This is a genomic window from Haloplanus sp. HW8-1 (genome assembly GCF_023703795.1).
GTDB lineage: Archaea > Halobacteriota > Halobacteria > Halobacteriales > Haloferacaceae > Haloplanus > Haloplanus pelagicus.
In genome coordinates, this window is record NZ_CP098518.1 from 1,809,580 (window position 1) to 1,830,277 (window position 20,698).

Sequence of the window (20,698 nt, forward strand, 5' to 3'; positions counted from 1 at the left end):
CTCGGTGAGCAGTTTCATCACTCGGTAGGTTCTGCCTCCGGCAATGGCAGGAGTACTCGCCCGCATCGACCGGACGCTCGTTCGACTGTTCGGACAGGGGCCGGCCGGCGTAGACCGCCGTCGCGAGCGCCTGGCACGGGTCGGGGCCTGTGCGGTCGTCAGTCTGACCGGCGTTGCGTTGTTCGTGCCGAACATGGCCCCGTTTCTGGTCGGCGTGGGGCCGGCGGTCGGCACCGCCCTCGCCGTGGTGGGGTCGGTCGTCTGTCTCGGACTGGTGGCCGCGGGCGTGCTGTTGTATCGGAGCGCGTTCTCGACGCCCAACGCCGTCCGGATCGCCGTCTGGAACTTCCTCGGTCTCGTGGTACTCGGGATGGTTCTGCTCGCTCACGGTGCTTACCGTGGCACCCTCGGTACCGTTACGCCGGCCGACGCGCTGGCGGCGGGGAACGTCCTCGCGATCAGCGCCGCCGCCCACGTCATCATCGGCGTCCACGACGCCCGGCGAGTGCGGGCGGAACAACTGGCACACGAACGCGAGAAGTTCGCCGTCCTGAGTCGGGTCCTTCGGCACAACCTCCGGAACGACGCCACCGTGCTCATCGGGCAGTCCGAGCGGCTGGCGGCCCAACTGGATGACCCGTCCCTGGCCGAGGTGGCAGAGACGCTCAGTCGGCGGTCACAGGAGATCGGCAGTCTCGCCGAGAAGACCAAGGCGATGGTGGCGGCGTTGGATCGCCGGTCGGCACCCAACGAGCGCCTGCACGTCGAGACGGCGGTCACCGAGGCGATCGCGGCGGTCCGGACGGACGGTGACCGTGCGGTCGACGCCGACGCCGACGTCGATGTTCCGGCCGATCTGTGGATGTGGGCCGACGACGGCGTGGCGACGGCGATCGCCGAACTCGTCGAGAACGCCGTCGAACACGGGGGTTCGCGGGTACAAATCACCGCGACGGCTACCGACGGAACGATCCGCATGCGGGTGGCCGACGACGGGACCGGCGTCCCAGCCGACGAACGGGACGTGGTCACGGGCGAGGCGGAGATCACCCAGCTCAAACACGGGAGTGGTCTGGGGCTGTGGGTCGCGCGCTCGATCGCCGAGTCCGCCGGCGGGCGCTTGACCTTCGATACCGACGGAGAGTGGACGACGGTCGGCCTCGTCCACCGGCGGGCCGATCCGCCGGCCGAGGCGCCCCCGACGGGGTCCGCCCCCGACCCGGTCGGGGCGACGGCCTGACGGCCATGCCCGCCGACCGGTCGGGGACGACCGATGCAATCATATACCCTCTTGGCACAGTGTATACCATGCCTCGCGGCACGACTACCGGCAGTCGACGTGTCGGCACGGAGCTACCCCGCGGCCCTTCCCCGTCGCCGATGACAATTATTGCGTCGACGGGTCGTGCCGCGGGGGTGACGGCCTGAATGGCGGACGAGGTCGTCACCACCGACGACGCGGACAGCACGGACGAGGAGTGCACCGACGGCGGCGAGCGCCCCCAGACCCATACGATCCGGCTGGAACTCGTCGACAAGCCCGGCGAACTGCTGTCGGCGCTCCGGCCGATCGCCGAGAACGGCGGGAACCTCCTCTCGATCTTCCACGAACGCGGCAACCTCACCCCGCGCGGTCACATCCCCGTCGAGGTCGACGTGGAGTGCCCGCCGGACAGATTCGAGACCATCGTCGCGGCCCTGCGTGAGGAGGGCGTCAACGTGATTCAGGCTGGCGCCGAGCGCTACGGCGAACAGTTGACGCTGCTGCTGGTCGGGGACCTCGTCGACACCGACCTCTCGGATACGCTCCAGCGCATCGAGTCGAGCACGGACGCGTCGATCGCGGATCTGTCGCTCTCCTCGCCCGAGGGCCGTGGTGACGCCTCCAGCGCCCGACTGCGGATGGCGACCCGGACCGGCCGGTCGGACGAGGTGTTCGATCACGTCCGGAAGATCGCCGACGAGAAGGATCTCGACGTGATCGAGCCGCTCGTGGAGGTGGCGGAATGAGCCTTCGCCTCGCGGTGATCGGCAGCGGGGCCGTCGGCCGGTCGGTCGTCGAACTCGCCCCGGAGTACGGCCACCGCGTGACGGCCCTGGCGGACTCCCGTTCGTCGGCGATCGACCCCGACGGTCTGGACCCCGCGGCGGTCTTCGAACGGAAGGAACGCGAGGGGACGGTCGGCTCGGACGATCCGGACGACGCGCTCGCCGCGGACTACGACGTGCTTGTCGAGGCCACGCCGACGACCCTCGGCGACGCCGAACCCGGCTTCTCGCACGTGCGGGCGGCCCTGGAACGCGACCGGCACGCCGTCCTGGCGAACAAGGGGCCCGTGGCCGAGCGGTACGCGGACCTGATGGCGCTCGAAGCCGAGAGCGCGGGGACGGTCCAGTTCGAGGCGGCCGTCGGCGGCGCCATCCCCATCCTCTCGACCATCGCGGACTTCGGCCCCGGCCAGATCACGGCCGCCCGCGGCGTCCTCAACGGCACCGCGAACTTCGTCCTCTCGCGGATGGCCGCCGAGGGACTGGGGTACGAACACGTACTGGCGGAGGCACAGGACCTCGGCGTCGCCGAGGCCGATCCCGCCTTCGACGTGGACGGTACGGACGCGGCCCTGAAGTTCGTCATCCTGGCGAACGTCCTCGGAGACGGTAACCAGGTGTACAGCCTCGACGACGCGACCGTCGACGGCATTCGGTCGATCCCGGCGAGCGCGCTCGATCTGGCGGCGGAGGACGGCCGGACGGTTCGGCTGATCGGCGAGGCGACGGCCGACGGCGTCCGCGTGGGGCCGCGTCTCGTCCCCCAACACGACGCGCTGGCCGTCTCGGGCACGCGTAACATCGTGCAGTTCGAGACGGTCAACGCCGGCCAACTCCACCTCAGCGGGCGCGGCGCCGGCGGCCCGGAGACGGCGACGGCCATCCTCTCCGACGTGGGCCGACTGGAGTGATCTGACGCCCACGCCGGCCGGCACCGTCTCGGCATCCGCGCTGCCGCGCCGTCGTGCGGTATGGTGTCACGAACCGCAAGACGGCGTCGGGAGCTTCTGTGATGCGTATCGAAATGGTTTTAGGTCATTCGGGCAAAATAGTCGTCACCAAGCGCCTTAGCGCGTGATTCCCACCATGAGTGACAAACCGCACCAGAACTTGGCCATCATCGGCCACGTCGACCACGGCAAGAGCACGCTCGTCGGCCGACTCCTGTTCGAGACAGGGTCGGTCCCCGAGCACGTAATCGAGCAGTACCGAGAGGAAGCCGAAGAGAAGGGCAAGGGCGGCTTCGAGTTCGCCTACGTCATGGACAACCTCGCCGAGGAGCGAGAGCGTGGTGTCACCATCGACATCGCCCACCAGGAGTTCGACACGGACGAGTACTTCTTCACCATCGTCGACTGTCCGGGTCACCGTGACTTCGTGAAGAACATGATCACGGGGGCCTCCCAGGCCGACAACGCGGTGCTCGTCGTCGCGGCCGACGACGGTGTCGCGCCCCAGACCCGCGAGCACGTCTTCCTGGCCCGCACGCTCGGGATCAACGAACTGATCATCGGCGTGAACAAGATGGACATCGTCGACTACTCCGAGGACACCTACAAAGAAGTCGTCGACGAGGTCAAGCAGCTCCTCAAGCAGGTCCGCTTCGGTACGGAGGACGCCTCCTTCATCCCGATTTCGGCCTTCGAGGGCGACAACGTCTCCGAGCATTCCGACAACATGGGCTGGTTCGACGGCCCGACGCTGCTCGAAGCCCTGAACGATCTGCCGGCCACGGAGCCGCCGACGGACGCGCCGCTCCGCCTGCCGATTCAGGACGTTTATACCATCTCCGGCATCGGGACGGTCCCGGTCGGCCGCGTCGAGACGGGTATCATGAACACCGGCGACAACGTCAGCTTCCAGCCCTCGGACGTCGGTGGCGAGGTCAAGACCATCGAGATGCACCACGAAGAGGTGCCCGAAGCGGGCCCCGGCGACAACGTCGGGTTCAACGTCCGCGGCATCGGTAAGGACGACATCCGCCGTGGCGACGTCTGTGGCCCGGCCGACGACCCGCCGTCGGTCGCCGAGACGTTCCAAGCGCAGGTCGTCGTCATGCAGCACCCCTCCGTGATCACCGCGGGTTACACGCCGGTCTTCCACGCCCACACGGCGCAGGTCGCGTGTACCATCGAATCCATCGACCAGAAGCTCGACCCCGCCAGCGGGGAAGTCGCCGAGGAGAACCCGGACTTCATCAAGTCCGGCGACGCCGCCGTCGTGACGGTTCGACCGCAAAAGCCCCTCAGCATCGAGCCGTCGTCCGAGATCCCGGAACTCGGGAGCTTCGCCATCCGCGACATGGGTCAGACCATCGCGGCCGGCAAAGTGCTCTCGGTCAACGAGCGATAGATGCAGCAGGCACGCGTTCGCCTGGCTGGTACGAGCCCCGAGGACCTCGACGGCATCTGCGACGAAGTCCGCGAGATCGCGAGCAAGACGGGCGTCAACCTCAGCGGGCCGATCCCGCTGCCCACGAAGACGCTGGAAGTCCCGTCCCGGAAGTCCCCCGACGGCGAGGGGACCGCCACCTGGGAGCACTGGGAGATGCGCGTCCACAAGCGACTGATCGACATCGACGCGGACGAACGCGCACTGCGTCAGCTCATGCGCATTCAGGTGCCGAACGACGTCAGCATCGAGATCGTCCTCGAAGACTGACCACACGGCGCTAAGGCGCTTTACCGCCGCCGCTTTTCGGTGACGAACAGAAGCTTACAAGTACGCCCGACGGCTGAGTTAGGTTGCGGGCTCGTAGATCAGTGGCAGATCGCTTCCTTCGCAAGGAAGAGGCCCCGGGTTCAAATCCCGGCGAGTCCATCAAAATTTTACTCGGTCGCTAAGGAAACGAAAGCGGCGCGTCTCGGCCTCTCTCCGTCGATCACGTTTCGACTTTATCACCGTTCGAGACTCCCCGAAAAACGATTCCACCGCGAGGAGTTGTGCGCCTCGACGCAGTCGGGTCATCGACGGAAGGAAATCGAGGGGTGGTCGGCGTGAGGCGGTACTGTCCGACCTGCGGAACGCGTCTCGTCACGACTACCTCCCGCGGTGGTCTCACCCGCCGCGTCTGTCCGGAGTGTAACGGAGGCGTTCAGCGGTGAGCACCGAGCCGATCGGCGGCTACCCCGACCTCGATCTGCCCGACGGGTTCGGCGACTCGACGAGCTGGCAGCGAGCCAGGAACGAGGAGACGGAGATCGAGCCGATCAACCGCGCGGAGTGGATGGTCCGCGTCGGCGACGGTGACCGGCACCGGGTCGTCTTCGGCACCCGCTCGGGAACGCCCGTCGGCGAGTGCCCGTGCAAGGGCTACACCCATCACGACTGGTGCGCCCACGTCGCCGCCATGCTACTGGCCTACGTCCGCGAGGAGATCGTCGTCGCCGATCTCGACGCCGATCCCGACGAGGAACTCGCGATGCTGTGGCGCCAGTACCGGCAGGGAGGTGAGGCGTGATGCACTACCTCGACGTCATGGAGCGCGCCGATCGCGCGATCCACGCGGTCGCCCAGACCCACCTCTCGGAGTTCGTCGGCGACGTCGACCTGTACCCCTCGGTCGGCGAGGGTGACGGGTCGAGCGCACACGCCCCCGCACGCGAGTCCGCTCCGCACACCTCCCCTCCCCCCTTGCATACGGACTCCGAATCACCGCGCCGTCTGGGTATTCACGGCGTATGCACTTCGGGGGTGAGTGAATAAGATGCCCCGGATGGACCACAACCCGAAGAGCCGAGTCTCCTTCGGGTGCCCCGAGGATGTCCTCGACGAATTCGACGACCTCTGTGACGACGAGGGTGTGAGCCGGAGCGAGCGCCTGCGTGTGCTCGTCAAACAGGACGTGGCCCGGCACTCCGACGACGACCAGGAGAGCATGGCGCTTCCCGCAGAGGACCGTCTCGCGGACGCCTACCTGACGCTGCTCGACGCCGCCGAGCCGATCAACGACGCCGGCCTTCGCGTCTCACGGGAGGAAGCCATGAACCGCCTCTACACGAACGACACGCCGAAGAGCGCGGTGATGGACTCGCTCATTCGGCCGCTGAAGAAACAGGGTTTCGTGAACGTCGATCCGAGTATGTCACGGGTCTGGATCGTCGTCCGACCGCCTGAGTAGCGGCCACCCGACTCTATTTTTCGAGATCGTCGACGAGATCGTCCGCGACCGTGTCCGATCGGAGTACTTCGCCACCATCGGGATCGTCGAGGACGACCGCGCCCGATTCGTAGCGCCGTCGGAGGATCGGATCGGGCCACCGGTAGTGTTCAGGCATCCGCTCCCACTCGCGAGGGAGCTTAGCCATCGTCGCCCTCCCGTTTGTAGATCACTTCGGGTTTGAGCATCTCGACGGCTCGCTCGTCGACGTCGAGTTCGTGCGCGAGGCGGTCGTCGTCGACGTCTTCACGACCCTGTGCGAGGGCGACCACGCCGGCCGCGACCAGTTGCACTCGCGGGCGGAGTCGGAAGACGAGCATCGCGAGCACCAAGACGAACGTCGCCGCGTCGATGGGTGAGCCGATCGCTCCGATGTCCATGAAGGCGGGGATCATCTCGTGGCGGTCACCCCGTTGCGCTGGCCCCCAGGGAGGCGTACGGTCGGAGGACGATCAGGAGGGCGAGAACGGCGCCGAGAGCGATGGCGGGGTTGTCGGCCATCGCGCCGAGGGGATCGTCGAGGACGTCGTCGACGGGAACGTCGCCGGCGCCAGGGAACAGTCCCGCTCCCCGCTCGTCGCCGTTCGGCGGGAGATCCGACCCACCGGACCCGACCGTCAGCGGGTACAGATCGGACGTGTCCTTCCCGTTGTCGCCTCTCACCTGGACCTCGGCGGACACGACGTAGTTGCCGGACGAGTCGACCGACGGTTCGAAGTGAACGATCGCGTTCGCTCCGAGCGACGTACTGGGACGCTCGACGGGGATGCACGTCGGTTTGGTCGCGCTCCAGACTACCGCGCCCGTGTCGGCGTCTTCGATCCGCAGGGAGACGTCGGTCATGTGACCGGCGTTCCAGATGCCGTCGGAGGGACAGACGACTGGCCCCCATCCCGCGGGACCCATGCTCTCGTGGTTGTCGATCTTGACGTCGACGGACTGGGGCACGCCCGTCGCCCAGGAGTTGGTCATCTCGACCGCCGTGATCTCGATATTCGCCACGGCTACCAGAGCCCTCCGCCGTCCGATCCGTCGGTATCGAAGATCGATCGGCCGATCCCGACGCCGGGGATGGTCTGTCCAACGTCATCGATGACGTCGGCAGGGCTCCCCGGCTCGAATGGATCATCGTCAGGCAGACTATGCGCCCCGTCGGGGACCGAGGGCTCCGGATCGGTGTCAGTCTCGTCCGTATCGGTCCCCTCGTCTATCGGCCCCCCGAAATCGTAATCTTCCTCGTCCCAGTGGGACTCGGGATTCTCGTAGTCGAAATCATCGCGGTCCGTCGTCTCGTCAGGAAGCGGTTCGGGGTCCGTGCCGAAATCCAGATCGTCCTCGTCCGTCTCGTCCGTAGTGTCCGAATCCTGTCCGAACGAATCCGGAATGTCGATGATCGGACGGGTCGATCCCCCTGACTCCTGGGCCGAGAGCGCCGCCGCTCCTGCTCCCAAGACCGTGATGATCGCCGCCAGTTCGGTCGTGTCGATGTTGGTTGCCATGTCTGTGTCACCTCTGTGTGGCCGCATATCCGAGTCCGAGGAGTGCAACCACGGCCACGGCCGGGCCGAGGTCTCCCGTGCTGGTCGTCGGGTCGGTGCCGCTCGATCCCGAGCCGGCCGCCGGCTGGTCCGCGTCGATTACCTCTCCCTGGTTAGGGCCGTCGACGTAGCGGGCAGCCTCGTCCGCGTCTTGGATCGCCCCGACCTCAACGGTCCGTCCGTCGGGGAGTTCGACGGTCGCTCCCTGCGGGCCGAGAGAAGCGCCCTCTCGTCGGAGGGCCGGAGCGAGGGCGATACCCTGCTCGTTGTCGGCGTTGACGATGCCGGCGTAATCCGATGGATCGATCTCGGGGGCGTCGTTGGTTGTCGGGACTGTCTCAACTGCACCAGGAGGCGACGGGTCCCCCTCGTTCCAATCCGGGGAAATTGTATCGTCCTCAAATACCTTGAGGAAACCTGCCCGTTCGCCGTCGACGCGGACCGTGTACTCCCCAGTCTCCCATCCCGACAGATCAATGCCGAGGTAATCCGTCGAAATCGGGTCGTTTGGGCCGGGGTAGACGCCGATTGAACCTACCGGAACGCCGTCGACCGTCACTTGACCCTCAATCGTTCCGGTGGGGAGCCCGTTCCTGCCGTCGACAGACGACTGAAACCGCAACCGCTTGGACCCTTCCGACAGATAGGCGACACTACTCCCGTATGCCTCTTCGATCCTACTGCGGGCCACGGCCGTCACCCCCCGCATGGCCGGGCGGACCGCGACCCTCGGCGTGGGCCGCACGAATCTCCTCGAACTCCTCGGGACCCTCCGCGGCGTCGAGGGCATCGATATGCTTAGCAGGGGGAGGATTCCCCGCAGCCGTCGCCCCGTCTTCGCGGACCATCCGCCGGTACACCTTTGACCGCTGTGCCTCTATGTGCGTGGATCTCATAGCTTGTACCTCCGTAGAATTGAGTCGAGGGTGGGGTTGCTCGACGTATCCGAACGCGAGAACTTCACCCGGAAACGAACATCATTTTCCGGATCTGCCGGTATCGAATCGCCTCGGCGGATGGGGCCGGCTACATCTGTCCATCCGGGACTGCCCTGTGCCTCCTGCACGTATATCTCGACCGTCTCGCCGTTGAGGGTTCGGGTCATGTACGCCACGTCCCACCCGACCGCATCCGGCGGGGGGGTTCCCGGAGTGCCAAACTCGACAGTCACCGATCCTGACGTAACGGAGTCGTTAGTGGCGGTGATACTCTCTATTGAGTAAGCTACTGTGTCGTCCTCAGAACCACCGTCCCATGATTCGACGGTATCCACGCCGGACACCATGTCGAGCCACTTCGATTCGTAGGGATACGATACGTTTTCGTTGGTCCCTGCCTCCCACCCGTCCGGGCCGTCCACCGCTACGTAGTATTTCGATTCTGCTGATAGGGATGCGTTGAGCGTGACCGTCTCGTTGCCGTTGTAAGAGCCGGACACAGAGTCGAGCGTATTCGCATCGGAGTCGGTGACTCTCACGCCTTCACCACCGCTCACGTTAGAGGATACTGTGACCTCAATAGACGACAAGTCGGACGACGGGACCACTACTACTCCCTTGCCAGTGCTTGAGGTCGTTGAGGTTCCATCGGCAGGTCGGCTAACCGTCGACGTTGACGTGTCTACAAGCTCAACGGAACCGTTCGCAACCCTCGTTGCGTCGGTCGAGACGGTTACATCCGACTCCCCAAACGTCCGAGCCACGTCCTTGAGAGCGGCTGGTGTCGAACGCGATCCGATTCTTTCGACCATTATGATACCTCCATGAACCCGTTTGCAGAGTTTCCGTCGGGGGCTTCGGTCGTGATTTTGAGTCTGACGTATCGGCTTCCGATGCGGTATGTTTGGGTGATTTCTGATTCATTCCCCCAACTGTCCCAGGGACCAAACCAGTTGGTCCCGTCGGGGCTGGATTCGAGGACGTAACTGGCATCGGCCGTTGCGTTAATAGCCAGGTCTAAGATGCGCTTCCCTCGGGTGTCGAGTTCGAAAATCGTCCCTTTCGAGTCGATAGCAGCGCCGTCGATGGTCGTGGTGTACGTCCCGTCGTTGGCGACCGGGACCTGCCGTCCTTCTCCGTCGGTTGCGGTCTCGATGTCGCTGACGTCGGAGGTCGAGTCGAGAGGCATCAGGTCACCTCCCACCCGACTGGCTGGACGACGACGAACCGGTCCGCGGTCGAGTCCAGATTACTTACCTCGACGACGAGCGAGCGGGTGAACGACTTGGCCGGGACGAACGTCACCGAGAGATCGTCGACGTCGGTCGGGGGGATCTTCGACGGACCGTAGATCGGTTCGCCGTCGGCCTTGGCCGTGTAACTCATGTTCGGGAACTTCGAGATCGCGAGGATCGGCAGGTACATCCGCGTCTCGGACTGTTCGGGCGTGAACTCGGCCGTGAGCTTCTGTCCGGGCGAGAGCGTCGTCGCGACGGTTTCGTTGAACGGCGCGTCGTCGTGATCGGGACACGGGACCAGCATCACGAGTCCCCCGTGGTGTCCTCGATCTTCTCTTCGAGGCGACGCTTCTCCGTCTCGACGTCGACGTCCTCGATCTTGCCTTCGGACTTCATCCGCGCACCTCCGTGTACGCCCAGTAGCCGAGGACGAGCGTGTTGATCGCGGTCCAGACGAGGAGGGCGTCCTCGGTAGACAGCTCACCCGGAGCGACGAGGGACTGGATCGTACCGGACACCGTGCCGTCGGTCACCGAGGCGTCGGTGTCGACGTCGGCCGCGCGGTTTCCCGTCGACGTCGACGAGCAGCACCCGGCGCACGCGCACGCCTGTCCGTCGGTGCCGCCGCCGTTCATCGTGTGGTACTGGCCGGTGGGCTGTGGCTGGCCGGTCGTGGCGTCCCAGATAGGGTTCTGCATGATAAACTCCCGAGGGGTCGGGTTACCGACTCCCCATGTCGGATTTGATGAGTTGCTTCAGGCCCGCGACCGTGGTCGCGCCACGCTCGACCGGGATGTGGAGCAGCATGTTGTCCGGGGTCGCGCCGTCGCCGGCGGGGTCCTCGAAGCGGACTTCGTACGGCGCCTTCACGTAGACGTTCAGGCGCATGTCGCTCGCGAGGAACGGCTGGAGGGCCGACTGGTTCAGTTCGAAGAACTCGGGCTGCTCGGCCTGCTTGGTCTGGTTGGCCAGATTCAGGGCCTCGGTGTACAGTTCCTCGTTCGCGCTGGCGCTCGACGAGGGCGTGGCCTTGTACACTTCGAGGGTGGCCGTGTCTCCCGGCATGTACCAGACGTGGACGTTGTTGTTTGAGCCGGGGTCGGTCACGTCGATGGAGTCGTTCGCGTAGTCGACGGCGTCGGGATTGCCGTAGTAGGACCCGCCGATGTAGACGACCACGTTCTGCGTGTTCGGACACTGGATGAGGTCGTGGCTCAGATTGAACGTCTCCGTGTTGCCCCCCGTCCCGTCGCTACTGAACTGCTCGTAGGCAGGCACGGCCACGCGGAAGGGGTTGCTCCGTCCGGAGAGGATTCGATGGACGGTCTCGACGGGAAGTTCGGCGATCAACGACCGGGAGCCGGTCGTGTTGACCGACGTGTCGGCCTCGTCGCGGAAGTTCGTCGGGCCGATCCCGCCCGAGGTACGCGAGACGTCGCGCAGGTCGTCGATGACGTCCTGTGCCGTCCGCGCCATCCTACCGCCCCCGGTTGAACGGCCCTTCGAGGGCGGTCGGGTCGACGTACCATTCGGACTGCGACCAGTCGATCTGCGAGGGGGCTCGCATCGACAGGTAGAGATCCTGAATGTCGGCCCACTCGATGTTGGAGACGGGGTCGCCGCCCATGTTCTCGGGCGAGGTCAGCACCACCTTGGTCGCGTCGACGTTGTCGACGTTGCGCTGTTCTTGGAGGCTGTAGGAGTTGTACACCGAGATCTGCTCGACGCGCTTGGAAACCTTCATGCGCTCGTCGGTGCCCGCCGGGGAGATCTCGAACTGGAGCTTCGCCGAGGTGGCGATGAGGTTCCCGTTCGAGTCCCGGAACTTCCCGTAGATCGGAATACCCTGCTCGCTTCCCTTCGCCACTCGGTTGAGCAGCCGGAGGAAGGTCCCGCGGTCCGGGGTGATCCGGGCGATGGGTGTCATGACGCCCGCCGTGTTCGTCTCCTTGGTGACGATCTCGCTAGTGTCGCCCTCCGAGATGTAGACCTGCGCCATCAGTTACCACCCTCACCGACGGAGGTGACTCGCTGCTTCAGCTCGAACCGTTCGGCGAGCTTGTCGAGCGTGTAGAGGCCGCCCCCCATCCGAGCCATGTTGGTGCCCTCGGGAAGGTAGCCCGCACCGAGTACGACGGCGACGCCGTAGGCCTCGTCGGGGAGGTCCCACGGCAGGTTCGGTTCGATCAGGTTCCGTGCGACTGTGCCCGCGAGGAACGCCCCGAACAGGATGGCCACGTCGGTCCACATGTCCGAGTCCGCGAGCGTGTCGAAGCTGTCTGCAAGTTCTCCCATGCTACAGCCCGAACAAACCGCCAGGGCCATGTAATTCACCGCGATAGGATCTCTGAGATACGAATAGGTTTCATGTGCTTTTGACAGAATCACTGAGTTCCTTGTTCCTCAGAATTTTCCCTAACTGCAGTTGACTGATCGGGGAACAGCTTCACCGCCATTTCGCCGTCGTGAGTAATGGGTAGACATGCGATCTTGTCGCTGGTTCGCAGATATTCAAGAAGCAGACGTTTATCTCCCTCGACGTACGACCTGACGGCAGATTCTGTGATAATTTCACTATCGATTTCCTTCAGTACATTTTCTGGTGATTGCCCAGCTAACTTAGCTACCTTGGGTGCCGATTTATGTGGAGTCACGGAGTATCGGCGATCCGGACGATTCTCGTACCACTTCCGATCAATTAGCCATACGTCTCCGTTTGGGCGGTCCTCTCGAACCATTGTCTCTGTCTTACTTATTCGGCGCTCTCCAAGTTCATGGAGGATTTTATCATAAATAACTTGACTGAGGCTTGATTTGATCGGGTTTCGTTTGGTCCAATCGATCTCTTCTAATTGGTCCCGATGTTCTTCAACGAACAGCTCTACAGCAGCTTGTTCGTCTCCTTCCAAATAGTAGATAGTCCGGCAATCGATAGAATTTGGTCCTATCGGCCAGGAACTGGTGATCCGTAGTGTGCGTACCTCTGACCGTTGCGTTGGCGTGAGTGATCCGATATTCAACCCCGTTTGTGGTTTTGCTTGCAGACGCTCGTATGGAGAGGGCATGGTATTTGCTGGTGAATTACCACCACGGACACAAGATATTTGTTGAATATTCAGATCGTCTCTACTGTCAGAATTCTCCCGCATGAGGGAATCTACTACGTAGTCGCTTAACACAAAGTATTTACCACAGACGATGGTCATAACACCCTGTACCCCTACCAGTGGCTGGCGCAGCGCCGGACCACGAATCGGCACGAAAGAGGAATGCCCTCGGGACTGTCACTGCGAACACAACAACGAAAAATGACAGACTATAACGACAAGATCCGCGCGGTCGTCCTCGCGGCGCTCATGGTGTTCAGCGTCTTCGCTGGTACCGTGGCGTTGTCTGGAACGGCCGCCGCGCAGTCAATCGATACCGGCAACTCGTCGTTGTCGCCGACCAGCGTCGGCTCAACGACAGTCAACCATGATGCATTGGTTGCTGTAGACAGCCTCGACTTCAGTAGTAACTCGCAGAACGCCTCCGTTACTGTCGACTTTGGCAGTGGGGAGCCCGATGCGTCAGCCTCGACCATCAACTCGGTTTCTGTTGGTGGTAGTTCGCTCAACGCGGGCAATTACTCCGTGAGTACGTCTACGAATACACTCACTGTCGAAATTAACGACACGGTTGCTAGTTCCTCGACCGGGGTCGACATCGACATCGACCCGTTGGTCGTTGACTGGTCTTCGGCCAGTGGTAGCCAGAATGTTAATCTGAGTGTTACTGACACCAGTGGTACCTCGTCCAACCTCGGTACCCTGGCGTCCGTTTCCGTCTCGTCCAGTTCGACCCGTGCCGCGCCCAGTAGCGGCGGTGGCGACGTCTACGACGGTGCGACCGTCTTCCAGGGCGAGGAGGACATCAACTTCGTCAACGGATCGACCACGATCAACTCCCTGACTGGCACGAGCGGTGACGCCGAGGGTCAGACCCTCACCGTCCCGATCGACCAGGATCAGGCCACCGGTCAGTACCACGACGGCGACCCGGACACGTCCTTCCGTCTGGGGGACCGCTACGGTGTGACCGTCCTGCAACCGGACGTCACCACCTTCGAGGTCCAGAACTCGAACGGCGAGGACATCGCCGGTGGGTCCGTCCCGCAGGGCACGCCCAGCACGGGCGCCGGTAACCTCACGGTCGTCGCGACCTACAACTACGAGGAAGCCGAAAACCTCGAAATCACCGTCGAGAACGACGACGGTCTCGACGTCACCGGTGACGCTGTGGCGAGCAACGCCGTGAAGTCCGGCTACGGCAGCAACGGTGACGTCTCCTGGAACGTGGACCTCTCGGACCTCAACACCGGGACGTTCACGTTCGAGGTCGCCGGTAGCGACGATCTCGACTTCGGCAGCGCCGCCGAATCGACGACCGTCACCGTCACCGGTGACGACGACGTCACCCTCGACCTCGAATCCGACGACGTCACGCGCGGTGAGGACGTGACCTACACGGTTCGCGGTTCGAACGCTGGCGACCTGCACGTCGTCGCTATCAGCGACCAGGACTTCCGTGACGGCGTCTCCAACAGCGACGCGGATCGGATCTTCCGCAACGTCGGTGACGTCCAATTCAAGGAGTACAACAGCAGCGCGGGCTACGCATTAGCTGTCGTCCAGATCGACGACGGCACCGGTGTCGGCGTGGGCCAAATCGACACGAGCTATCTCGACACGACCGACGTCGACGTCGACCTCTACGGCGCGAACGCGTCGATCGACCTCACGAACTCGGGGACCGCTAGCACGACCGCGGCCAGCGTCATCAGCGGCAACAACCCCGAGGACGATCCCTCGCTCTCGGTCAACGAGGGAACGGTCTCGGTCGACACGCCCGGCAACACCTACGTTGTCGGTAGCGAGATCGACATCAACGGCTCGGCCTCCGAAGGCGTCGACGACGTCGCCTTCTACGTCCGTCGCCAGGGTGAGTACAAGCTTCTCGACCTGGACGGCTCCGGTAACGGCCTCCAGTCGACGATCAGCGTCGATGCGGACAACACCTTCGAGAAGGAAGACGTCATCCTGAGCGAAGGTGGCGACGGTGGCGTGCAGGGTAACGACCTCCTGTCCCAGCCCGGCACGTACCGCTTTGGTGTCATCGACGCCGCTGACGTGAACGGCACGTCGGGCACCACCCAGTCGATCAACGTCTCGGCGTTCAACACGGGCACGAGCAACCAGAAGTCCATCCGCGTGACTGACACCGAGCTCAGTGTCACCTACCAGAGCGTCGGCGGTGCCGTCTCGACCGACGACCGCGTCATCAACGCGACGGGGACGTCGCTCGGATCGCAGACTGTCGCGTTCCTGTTCGTCGACGAGCGTGGTACCGTTGCATACACCACGGTCAACGCGGACGACGACAACACGTTCGAAGAGGACGAACTCGACATCGACGGCACGAACGGCGTCACCCTCGCTGAGGGCCAGGTCAGCGTTCACGCGCTGACGAACGGCCGCGACAACCAGTACGGTGACGGCACGCTGCCGGGTGGTTCGCTCTCCGGCTTCGTCAGCACCCTCAACAGCGACTCGCTGACGGGCGACCAGGCCCGGTCGCGCATCCTCGACCAGACGACCGAGGCAGTTGCGAGTGACGACCGCATGGTCACCTCGCAGTTCCGCCTCGCTGACTCGCAGTCGACGATCGGCTCGGTCTACCCCGAAGGCATGGAAGCCTCGGGTGTCAACCCGGTCGGTGTCGACGACACGGTGGTCGTCGAAGGATCGACCAACCTCCGTCCGGACGACAACGCGATCACCGTGGAACTCATGACCACCGACGGCAGCTCGGTGGCCCTGTCGACCACGGACGAGTGGTCCTACGACGGGACCTGGATGGTCTCGCTCGAGCTGGACGACGTCCAGACGGGCACCTACGACCTCGAAGCCGACGACAGCTACAACACTGACGTCGTCGAGGTAGAGATCGTCCAGAACGTCCAGACGGCGACGCCGGAACCGACGGAGACGCCGGAACCGACGCCGACTGAGACGGCGACGCCCGAGCCGACTGCAACGGCGACGCCGGAACCGACTGCGACGTCGACGCCCGAGCCGACCGACACGCCGACGCCCACCGAGGGCGGCGGTCCCGGCTTCGGTGCGATCGTCGCGGTCATCGCGCTGCTCGCGGCTGCGCTGCTCGCGACCCGGCGCGACAACTAACGACCACGACTGACCGCCGAAAGCGGTCACGCGATTGCGGTTTCATTTTTTGGCGCTATCCCGGTAGTGACAACTGCGATTCTCGTGCCGATACTCCAAGACTACCTCTGCGATCATCGCTGTGAGTTATCGGACCCGGAATTCGTATGTTTCAGTACGCGGATTCAGTAAGAGCATATGCCATACTCATTCGCTTAACTCATTTTTGCGCTGCTCAATCCACTCCGTCCCATTCCTTCATCAACTCGAAAATCACTTCGGGGTTCGTTGGCTCGATGCCGTATCCTTCTTCGAGCTGATCTCGGATTTCACGGAATCGTTCAGCCTTCGATCCATAGAGCGTGATTGGTACTTTTGGTTCGGTCATTCGAACGGATGTTCGAGTTTCTGGTCAGACCCGCCGTGGTGTTCGGCCGTCATGTCGATGCTTGCGGAATTAAGACGATCTATCTTGCCATCGTCGGTCGAGTAGATCCACCCACTTGACCGGACCACGCCGTCCACCTCGGTCTTCTGCAGGGGGACGGGACCGTCCTCAGTATGATGGAGTTCGTTGGGGAGGTTCGGCACTTGGTCGGCCTCGGGGTTATGGACTTCGACAGGATACTCGACGTCGAGCTTCCCCCGGTCCCGGTCACTCCCGAACCCACCGAGCAGATTCGCGTTGTTCTGCGAGATGACCGCCTCGTCGATCTCTTGCAGGCGTTGGGTGATCCAGATAGACGAGACCTTTCCGCGGCCGGTGGTCGCGAGGAGTTTGATCGCTTCGGGGAGCTTCACGTCCTGGGGGGCGACGAGATGGGCCTCGTCGACGCCGACCAAGACGCGACCGTCGACGCGCCGAGCAGCCTTCGCGATGATCGTCGCAACCTCACGCCAGGTATCCGGTCCTAGGACCTCGCCGTCGACGACAACCGTGCCGTTCTGCTCGATGATCTTTCGCCACCCCTCGACGGAGATTCCCATCTCTGCTTGTCCGACTCCGACGTAACTCGCGAGTCCGGACTTCACCAGCCCCCGGAACTCGTTTTTGAAGTCGAGGATGATCGCGTGGTCGAACTCCTTGATGTTGTCTTCGAGGTAGGACTGCCCGACGTACGACTTTCCCCACCCGCTTTTCGCCGCGATCAGCAGCCGCATCGGGTCAGTCCTCCAGTTCGGCGGCGACGCGGTGGATCGACGAGGTCGTCGACGAGAGATGTCCGGCCAGGACGCCCTCGACGGCCTCCCCCTGAGACCAGTCGACCACCTCGGCCGCGAACTCCCGCATCGGGACGCCGAACGTCTCACGGACGTGTAGGTCCGCAATCTGACCGTCGGTCATGCCCTCGACGTGATCGGGCGCGGCGTCCCGGTAGTTCTCTCCCCAGGTGGCGATTTGGTCGGCCCACGCCTCCCGGTCCATGCCGAGGTAGTCGGCTGCTCGGTCGGGATCGTGTAGGTGGCCGGCCGCCACCTCGTCGAGCCACCAGTCTTCCAGGCGGTCATCCGCGAGGGCGTCGGCGAGGTCGAGCAGCTGCTCCTCACGAGCGTCGGCGTCGAGGTGGCCGACCGCCGCCTCGTCGACGTCGGCAGCCCCGGCAAGGCGGGTCACCGCGGCCATCTGCCGGGCCTCGATGGACGCGATGACGTTGGCGAGGGCCTGGGCGACCGGCGTCTCCGAGGGGGTCACCTGCCGCATCGCCCGGCGCATCATCTGTTCTTTCGCGCTCTCAAGCATCCTCACCCACCTCCGCGAGAGCCTGGGCCGGCAGGTCGGTCTTCGAGAGGACCACGGTGCCAGCGAGGATGAGCGTCCCCATCAGAAGCTCCTGCTCGGGGGGCATGTCGGCCCGGCCGCGCTTCTCCATCACTTCCTCGAACGCCTCGTCGAGATGGAGGTCGCGAGCCATCTGCTCGTCTAGGGGCTCGGCGCCGTCCTTCCCGTGTTCCTCGACGATTGCGTTCAGTCCCGAGGTGACGCTGGCGACGTACATGTCGCCCCACCCTCGGCCCGGTCTTCCTCGAGTGTGGTCCTCGCCCGCCTCCTGGTGGACGCCGTCCTCCTGGTCGTCGACGTCTTCGTCGCCTTCGCCCTCGGCGCCGGCGCCGGCGGACTCCTCGATCTCGTCGGCGACCGCGGAGAGGTCCGCGAACTCCTCGTCTTCGATAGGGGGCTTCATCTCCTCATCGTCCCCCTCGTCCGGTGCGTCCTGCTCCTCGGTGTCGTTGACGTCGTCGCTCATGACAGGTCCTCCAGGTCGGTGGCGTCGAAGTTCGGCAGGTCGTCGACGTCTTCGCTGCTCGCCTCCTGGTCGTCGACGTCTTCCTCGTCTCCCTTGCTCCCCTCGTCGACCCCGCCGCCGGAGAGCAGACGGTACAGGATGAGGGCCACGGCCAGGACGGCGACCAGCATGATGATCGTCGACGTGTCGATAGCGGGGAGCAGACCAGTCGCGCTCCCCCCCTCGTTACCCCCCTTCGAGGGGGTGGTTTTGCTGGTCTCCTGGCTGATCTCGTCATCACTACCCGATTCGTCTGGTTGAGCGCCCTGAACACGGCGCTGACGCTGGAGTTCGTCGTCGGTGGGCATGGGGGTATCTCCCTGGTCGTTCTGGTCGTTTTGCTGGTCGTCCTCGTCGCTACCAGCGTCAGAGGGGGCGCTACCCCCCTCGCTACCCCCTTCATCGTCCCTCTCTGGGTGGTCGTCCGGGTGGTCGTCGTCGCCAGTCTCGTCGGGCGATTCACCCTCCTCGGAGGGGGTGGTCTCTTGCTGGTCGTTCTGGTCTACCAGTTCGCTACCAGCATCGAGGTCCCCCCTGACGTCCCCCCACGAAGGGTGGTCGGGGGACCCGTTGATGTGCCCTCGTAGCTGGTCGATCTGGTCGGCTTCGTAGTCGCACCCCTCTACGGGGCAGGTGTGTTTGGTCATGAGAATCGTTCCATCAGTTCGACGTGACCCTCGGCGTCGTGAGCGATGTCACCGACACCTTCGAGGCGGTCGGACAGCTCTTCCAGGCGCTCGAACTCCATCGGCTCTTGCCCGTGGTCGCGACGGATCGCGTTGATCGCCGCGGCGGCGCCCTCGGCCTCGCGCTTGCTCTCGACGACGTCCTCGATCTCCCGGTCGAGGCGGGTGATCGCGCCCTTGTACCCACCCCACGCCCGGCCGAGCGCCCCGGCGGCTTTGCCCGTGATCTCCTCGGCGCCGTCGCCGTCGTCGTCCTCGTCGAGTATCGACGCCACTTCTTCCTCGTCGTACCCGCAAGCGTTCTTCAGGAATTCGCAGGCTTCGGGGTCGCCGTGTTCGTAGTGATCGGCCGCGTGGTCGCACTCGCTCGACTGCTGGGCGCGAGCGGCGTAACGGGCACGGGCGGCCTGCCGTCCCTCGTTGGCGTCGAGACGCTGGCCGCCACCCTCTTCCCGCGCTCGCTCCATTACCTCGCGGTGTTCGTCGACGGTCAGAGTGGGATCGTAGTAAGCGAGCCAGTCGTCGACGCCGTGATCGGCGGCGATGCCCTTCACGGCGCGAGCGTGCGGGACGTTCGCCCGGCCCTTCGAGAAGTCGATTTCGTCGCGTTCCCCGTCGGTGAGGGACGCTTGTCCCGCGGCAGCCGCGCGTTCGGCGCGGCCCTCCTCGGCGTCAAGACGCGCTTGGTCGAGCAGCCAGTCGGGCGTGTCGCTGACGAACGCGACGGTCTTCAACCGGCGGTCGTCGTCGACAGGACAGATGTACTCCTCGTGGTCGTCGCGGTACTGGTCGGCCGCCGCTTTCGATCCGAACTCGACGGTGACACTCATCGGAAGGTCTCGAAGGCATCACCGTCCTCGAACGCCGCCACCAGGACGGCGCCGACCACGAAGGTCACCATGATACACGTCTGTAGGTCGAAGTTGCAGGAGACGAGCGACGCCGCCGACGCGGTCCGGTCTTCGGACTTCGCGCGGTGATGATCGAGGTACTGGTCGTAGTCCCCGAACACTTCTGCGGCCGCCGAATGCTCGAACTCCGGCGGTGTCATCGGATCCATCAGAAGCGTGCCTCCAGTACGTCGAGGGCCCGTTGGTCGGGATGGCCGTCGCCGAGGTACTCGTGATCGCCCTCGACGACCTCGAACGTCTCGACGATCTCCTCGTCGCCCGTGTCGAGCAGGACGGCCCGCTCGGTGTGCTGGTCGTGGCCGTCCTTTCGGTGGACGGTCGTCACCTCGACGTCCTCGACGTCGGCGCTCGCCTCCTGCTCGCCGTCGACGGCGTCACCAGGAGCGTCCGGCTCGTCGGGGCTCACGCAGATCCCTCCGTCGTCGCGTCGACGGACTCGCGGATCGCCTCGGCGCGGGCGGCTTCGGCATGGTAGTTCTCGACCTCTCGGACGTCGATGATGTGATTCGGGTCGGTCGCGTCGCGAACGCCGCGGAGGTAGGCGGCGTACAGCGTTGAGGCGGTGACTCCGGTGATCGTTACTCCTGCGACTGCTGAAACTGGATCCAGCATACGGCCGGGTCGAAGGGGGTGAGTGGGATAACCCGGCCGCCGTTCACAGGCTGATCGGGGAGTCGGTCGGGGAGCGGGT

31 protein-coding genes and 1 tRNA gene are annotated in these 20,698 nt (G+C 64.4%); 10 read left to right on the forward strand and 22 right to left on the reverse strand.

What is annotated here, in order from left to right:
• Positions 1–43: 43 nt before the first annotated feature.
• The 9 genes from NBT82_RS09635 (at position 44) to NBT82_RS09675 (ending at position 6,169) form a co-directional block, all read left to right on the forward strand.
• On the forward strand, positions 44–1,240 hold the full coding sequence (locus NBT82_RS09635) for a sensor histidine kinase (RefSeq protein ID WP_251327909.1): 1,197 nt from the start codon (positions 44–46) through the stop codon (positions 1,238–1,240).
• 188 nt (positions 1,241–1,428) lie between these two features.
• Entirely contained in the window at positions 1,429–2,010 is a 582-nt protein-coding gene (locus NBT82_RS09640; RefSeq protein ID WP_251327910.1) for an amino acid-binding protein, read from the forward strand.
• Complete coding sequence (locus NBT82_RS09645; protein WP_251327911.1) at positions 2,007–2,960, forward strand: homoserine dehydrogenase; 954 nt, start codon at positions 2,007–2,009, stop codon at positions 2,958–2,960. Before NBT82_RS09640 ends, NBT82_RS09645 begins: the two co-directional genes overlap by 4 nt.
• A 175-nt stretch (positions 2,961–3,135) precedes the next feature.
• Positions 3,136–4,401, forward strand: coding sequence for a translation elongation factor EF-1 subunit alpha (tuf, locus tag NBT82_RS09650; protein WP_251327912.1), 1,266 nt, complete (start codon positions 3,136–3,138; stop codon positions 4,399–4,401).
• Complete coding sequence (rpsJ, locus tag NBT82_RS09655; RefSeq protein ID WP_251327913.1) at positions 4,402–4,710, forward strand: 30S ribosomal protein S10; 309 nt, start codon at positions 4,402–4,404, stop codon at positions 4,708–4,710.
• 87 nt (positions 4,711–4,797) lie between these two features.
• Positions 4,798–4,869: transfer RNA gene (locus tag NBT82_RS09660), tRNA-Ala, on the forward strand.
• Positions 4,870–5,149: 280 nt separating this feature from the next.
• The gene (locus NBT82_RS09665) at positions 5,150–5,509 is read left to right on the forward strand and encodes a hypothetical protein (RefSeq protein WP_251327914.1); all 360 of its coding nucleotides are present in this window, start codon (positions 5,150–5,152) and stop codon (positions 5,507–5,509) included.
• Positions 5,509–5,754, forward strand: coding sequence for a hypothetical protein (locus NBT82_RS09670; protein WP_251327915.1), 246 nt, complete (start codon positions 5,509–5,511; stop codon positions 5,752–5,754). The genes NBT82_RS09665 and NBT82_RS09670 overlap by 1 nt, the downstream gene beginning before the upstream one ends.
• Position 5,755: 1 nt before the next feature.
• The gene (locus NBT82_RS09675) at positions 5,756–6,169 is read left to right on the forward strand and encodes a ribbon-helix-helix domain-containing protein (protein ID WP_251327916.1); all 414 of its coding nucleotides are present in this window, start codon (positions 5,756–5,758) and stop codon (positions 6,167–6,169) included.
• 13 nt (positions 6,170–6,182) lie between these two features.
• Here NBT82_RS09675 and NBT82_RS09680 read toward each other — a convergent pair whose 3' ends face one another.
• From NBT82_RS09680 to NBT82_RS09745, 14 genes are all read right to left on the reverse strand, one after another.
• On the reverse strand, positions 6,183–6,356 hold the full coding sequence (locus NBT82_RS09680) for a hypothetical protein (RefSeq protein WP_251327917.1): 174 nt from the start codon (positions 6,354–6,356) through the stop codon (positions 6,183–6,185).
• Complete coding sequence (locus NBT82_RS09685) at positions 6,349–6,603, reverse strand: hypothetical protein (protein ID WP_251327918.1); 255 nt, start codon at positions 6,601–6,603, stop codon at positions 6,349–6,351. The genes NBT82_RS09680 and NBT82_RS09685 overlap by 8 nt, the downstream gene beginning before the upstream one ends.
• 10 nt (positions 6,604–6,613) lie before the next feature.
• Complete coding sequence (locus NBT82_RS09690) at positions 6,614–7,210, reverse strand: hypothetical protein (RefSeq protein ID WP_251327919.1); 597 nt, start codon at positions 7,208–7,210, stop codon at positions 6,614–6,616.
• Between the two features lie 2 nt (positions 7,211–7,212).
• Positions 7,213–7,707: a hypothetical protein gene (locus tag NBT82_RS09695; RefSeq protein WP_251327920.1), complete on the reverse strand. Its 495-nt coding sequence runs from the start codon at positions 7,705–7,707 to the stop codon at positions 7,213–7,215.
• A 7-nt stretch (positions 7,708–7,714) separates the two neighbouring features.
• Positions 7,715–8,305: a hypothetical protein gene (locus tag NBT82_RS09700; RefSeq protein WP_251327921.1), complete on the reverse strand. Its 591-nt coding sequence runs from the start codon at positions 8,303–8,305 to the stop codon at positions 7,715–7,717.
• A gap of 118 nt (positions 8,306–8,423) precedes the next feature.
• Positions 8,424–8,642 carry a hypothetical protein gene (locus NBT82_RS09705; protein ID WP_251327922.1) on the reverse strand — a complete coding sequence of 73 codons (219 nt, stop codon included), beginning with the start codon at positions 8,640–8,642 and terminating at the stop codon, positions 8,424–8,426.
• Positions 8,639–9,496 (reverse strand): hypothetical protein, encoded by an 858-nt coding sequence (locus NBT82_RS09710; RefSeq protein WP_251327923.1) that lies wholly within the window; start codon positions 9,494–9,496, stop codon positions 8,639–8,641. Before NBT82_RS09710 ends, NBT82_RS09705 begins: the two co-directional genes overlap by 4 nt.
• Complete coding sequence (locus NBT82_RS09715; protein ID WP_251327924.1) at positions 9,496–9,873, reverse strand: hypothetical protein; 378 nt, start codon at positions 9,871–9,873, stop codon at positions 9,496–9,498. Before NBT82_RS09715 ends, NBT82_RS09710 begins: the two co-directional genes overlap by 1 nt.
• On the reverse strand, positions 9,873–10,226 hold the full coding sequence (locus NBT82_RS09720; protein WP_251327925.1) for a hypothetical protein: 354 nt from the start codon (positions 10,224–10,226) through the stop codon (positions 9,873–9,875). The genes NBT82_RS09715 and NBT82_RS09720 overlap by 1 nt, the downstream gene beginning before the upstream one ends.
• A gap of 88 nt (positions 10,227–10,314) precedes the next feature.
• Positions 10,315–10,620, reverse strand: coding sequence for a hypothetical protein (locus NBT82_RS09725; protein WP_251327926.1), 306 nt, complete (start codon positions 10,618–10,620; stop codon positions 10,315–10,317).
• A 22-nt stretch (positions 10,621–10,642) separates the two neighbouring features.
• Complete coding sequence (locus NBT82_RS09730) at positions 10,643–11,398, reverse strand: hypothetical protein (protein WP_251327927.1); 756 nt, start codon at positions 11,396–11,398, stop codon at positions 10,643–10,645.
• Between the two features lies 1 nt (position 11,399).
• Positions 11,400–11,921, reverse strand: a complete 522-nt coding sequence (locus tag NBT82_RS09735) for a hypothetical protein (protein ID WP_251327928.1) — start codon at positions 11,919–11,921, stop codon at positions 11,400–11,402.
• The gene (locus NBT82_RS09740) at positions 11,921–12,247 is read right to left on the reverse strand and encodes a hypothetical protein (protein WP_251327929.1); all 327 of its coding nucleotides are present in this window, start codon (positions 12,245–12,247) and stop codon (positions 11,921–11,923) included. The genes NBT82_RS09735 and NBT82_RS09740 overlap by 1 nt, the downstream gene beginning before the upstream one ends.
• Positions 12,248–12,306: 59 nt before the next feature.
• A complete protein-coding gene (locus NBT82_RS09745; RefSeq protein ID WP_251327930.1) occupies positions 12,307–13,182 on the reverse strand; it encodes a hypothetical protein in 876 nt (291 codons plus the stop codon).
• Between the two features lie 48 nt (positions 13,183–13,230).
• Here NBT82_RS09745 and csg point away from each other — a divergent pair, with 48 nt between their 5' ends.
• Positions 13,231–16,146 (forward strand): HVO_2072 family ArtA-dependent S-layer glycoprotein, encoded by a 2,916-nt coding sequence (gene csg / locus NBT82_RS09750; RefSeq protein WP_251327931.1) that lies wholly within the window; start codon positions 13,231–13,233, stop codon positions 16,144–16,146.
• A gap of 363 nt (positions 16,147–16,509) precedes the next feature.
• Here the strand turns inward: csg and NBT82_RS09755 are convergent, their stop codons facing one another.
• The 8 genes from NBT82_RS09755 to NBT82_RS09790 are packed head-to-tail and all read right to left on the reverse strand — an operon-like array spanning position 16,510 to position 20,619.
• On the reverse strand, positions 16,510–17,286 hold the full coding sequence (locus NBT82_RS09755; RefSeq protein ID WP_251327932.1) for a hypothetical protein: 777 nt from the start codon (positions 17,284–17,286) through the stop codon (positions 16,510–16,512).
• 4 nt (positions 17,287–17,290) lie between these two features.
• On the reverse strand, positions 17,291–17,866 hold the full coding sequence (locus NBT82_RS09760; RefSeq protein ID WP_251327933.1) for a hypothetical protein: 576 nt from the start codon (positions 17,864–17,866) through the stop codon (positions 17,291–17,293).
• Positions 17,859–18,371, reverse strand: a complete 513-nt coding sequence (locus NBT82_RS09765; protein ID WP_251327934.1) for a hypothetical protein — start codon at positions 18,369–18,371, stop codon at positions 17,859–17,861. The genes NBT82_RS09760 and NBT82_RS09765 overlap by 8 nt, the downstream gene beginning before the upstream one ends.
• The gene (locus tag NBT82_RS09770; RefSeq protein WP_251327935.1) at positions 18,368–19,057 is read right to left on the reverse strand and encodes a hypothetical protein; all 690 of its coding nucleotides are present in this window, start codon (positions 19,055–19,057) and stop codon (positions 18,368–18,370) included. Before NBT82_RS09770 ends, NBT82_RS09765 begins: the two co-directional genes overlap by 4 nt.
• On the reverse strand, positions 19,054–19,926 hold the full coding sequence (locus tag NBT82_RS09775) for a hypothetical protein (RefSeq protein WP_251327936.1): 873 nt from the start codon (positions 19,924–19,926) through the stop codon (positions 19,054–19,056). Before NBT82_RS09775 ends, NBT82_RS09770 begins: the two co-directional genes overlap by 4 nt.
• Positions 19,923–20,156, reverse strand: coding sequence for a hypothetical protein (locus tag NBT82_RS09780; protein ID WP_251327937.1), 234 nt, complete (start codon positions 20,154–20,156; stop codon positions 19,923–19,925). Before NBT82_RS09780 ends, NBT82_RS09775 begins: the two co-directional genes overlap by 4 nt.
• A complete protein-coding gene (locus NBT82_RS09785; protein ID WP_251327938.1) occupies positions 20,156–20,413 on the reverse strand; it encodes a hypothetical protein in 258 nt (85 codons plus the stop codon). The genes NBT82_RS09780 and NBT82_RS09785 overlap by 1 nt, the downstream gene beginning before the upstream one ends.
• Entirely contained in the window at positions 20,410–20,619 is a 210-nt protein-coding gene (locus NBT82_RS09790) for a hypothetical protein (RefSeq protein ID WP_251327939.1), read from the reverse strand. The genes NBT82_RS09785 and NBT82_RS09790 overlap by 4 nt, the downstream gene beginning before the upstream one ends.
• Positions 20,620–20,698 lie beyond the last annotated feature (79 nt).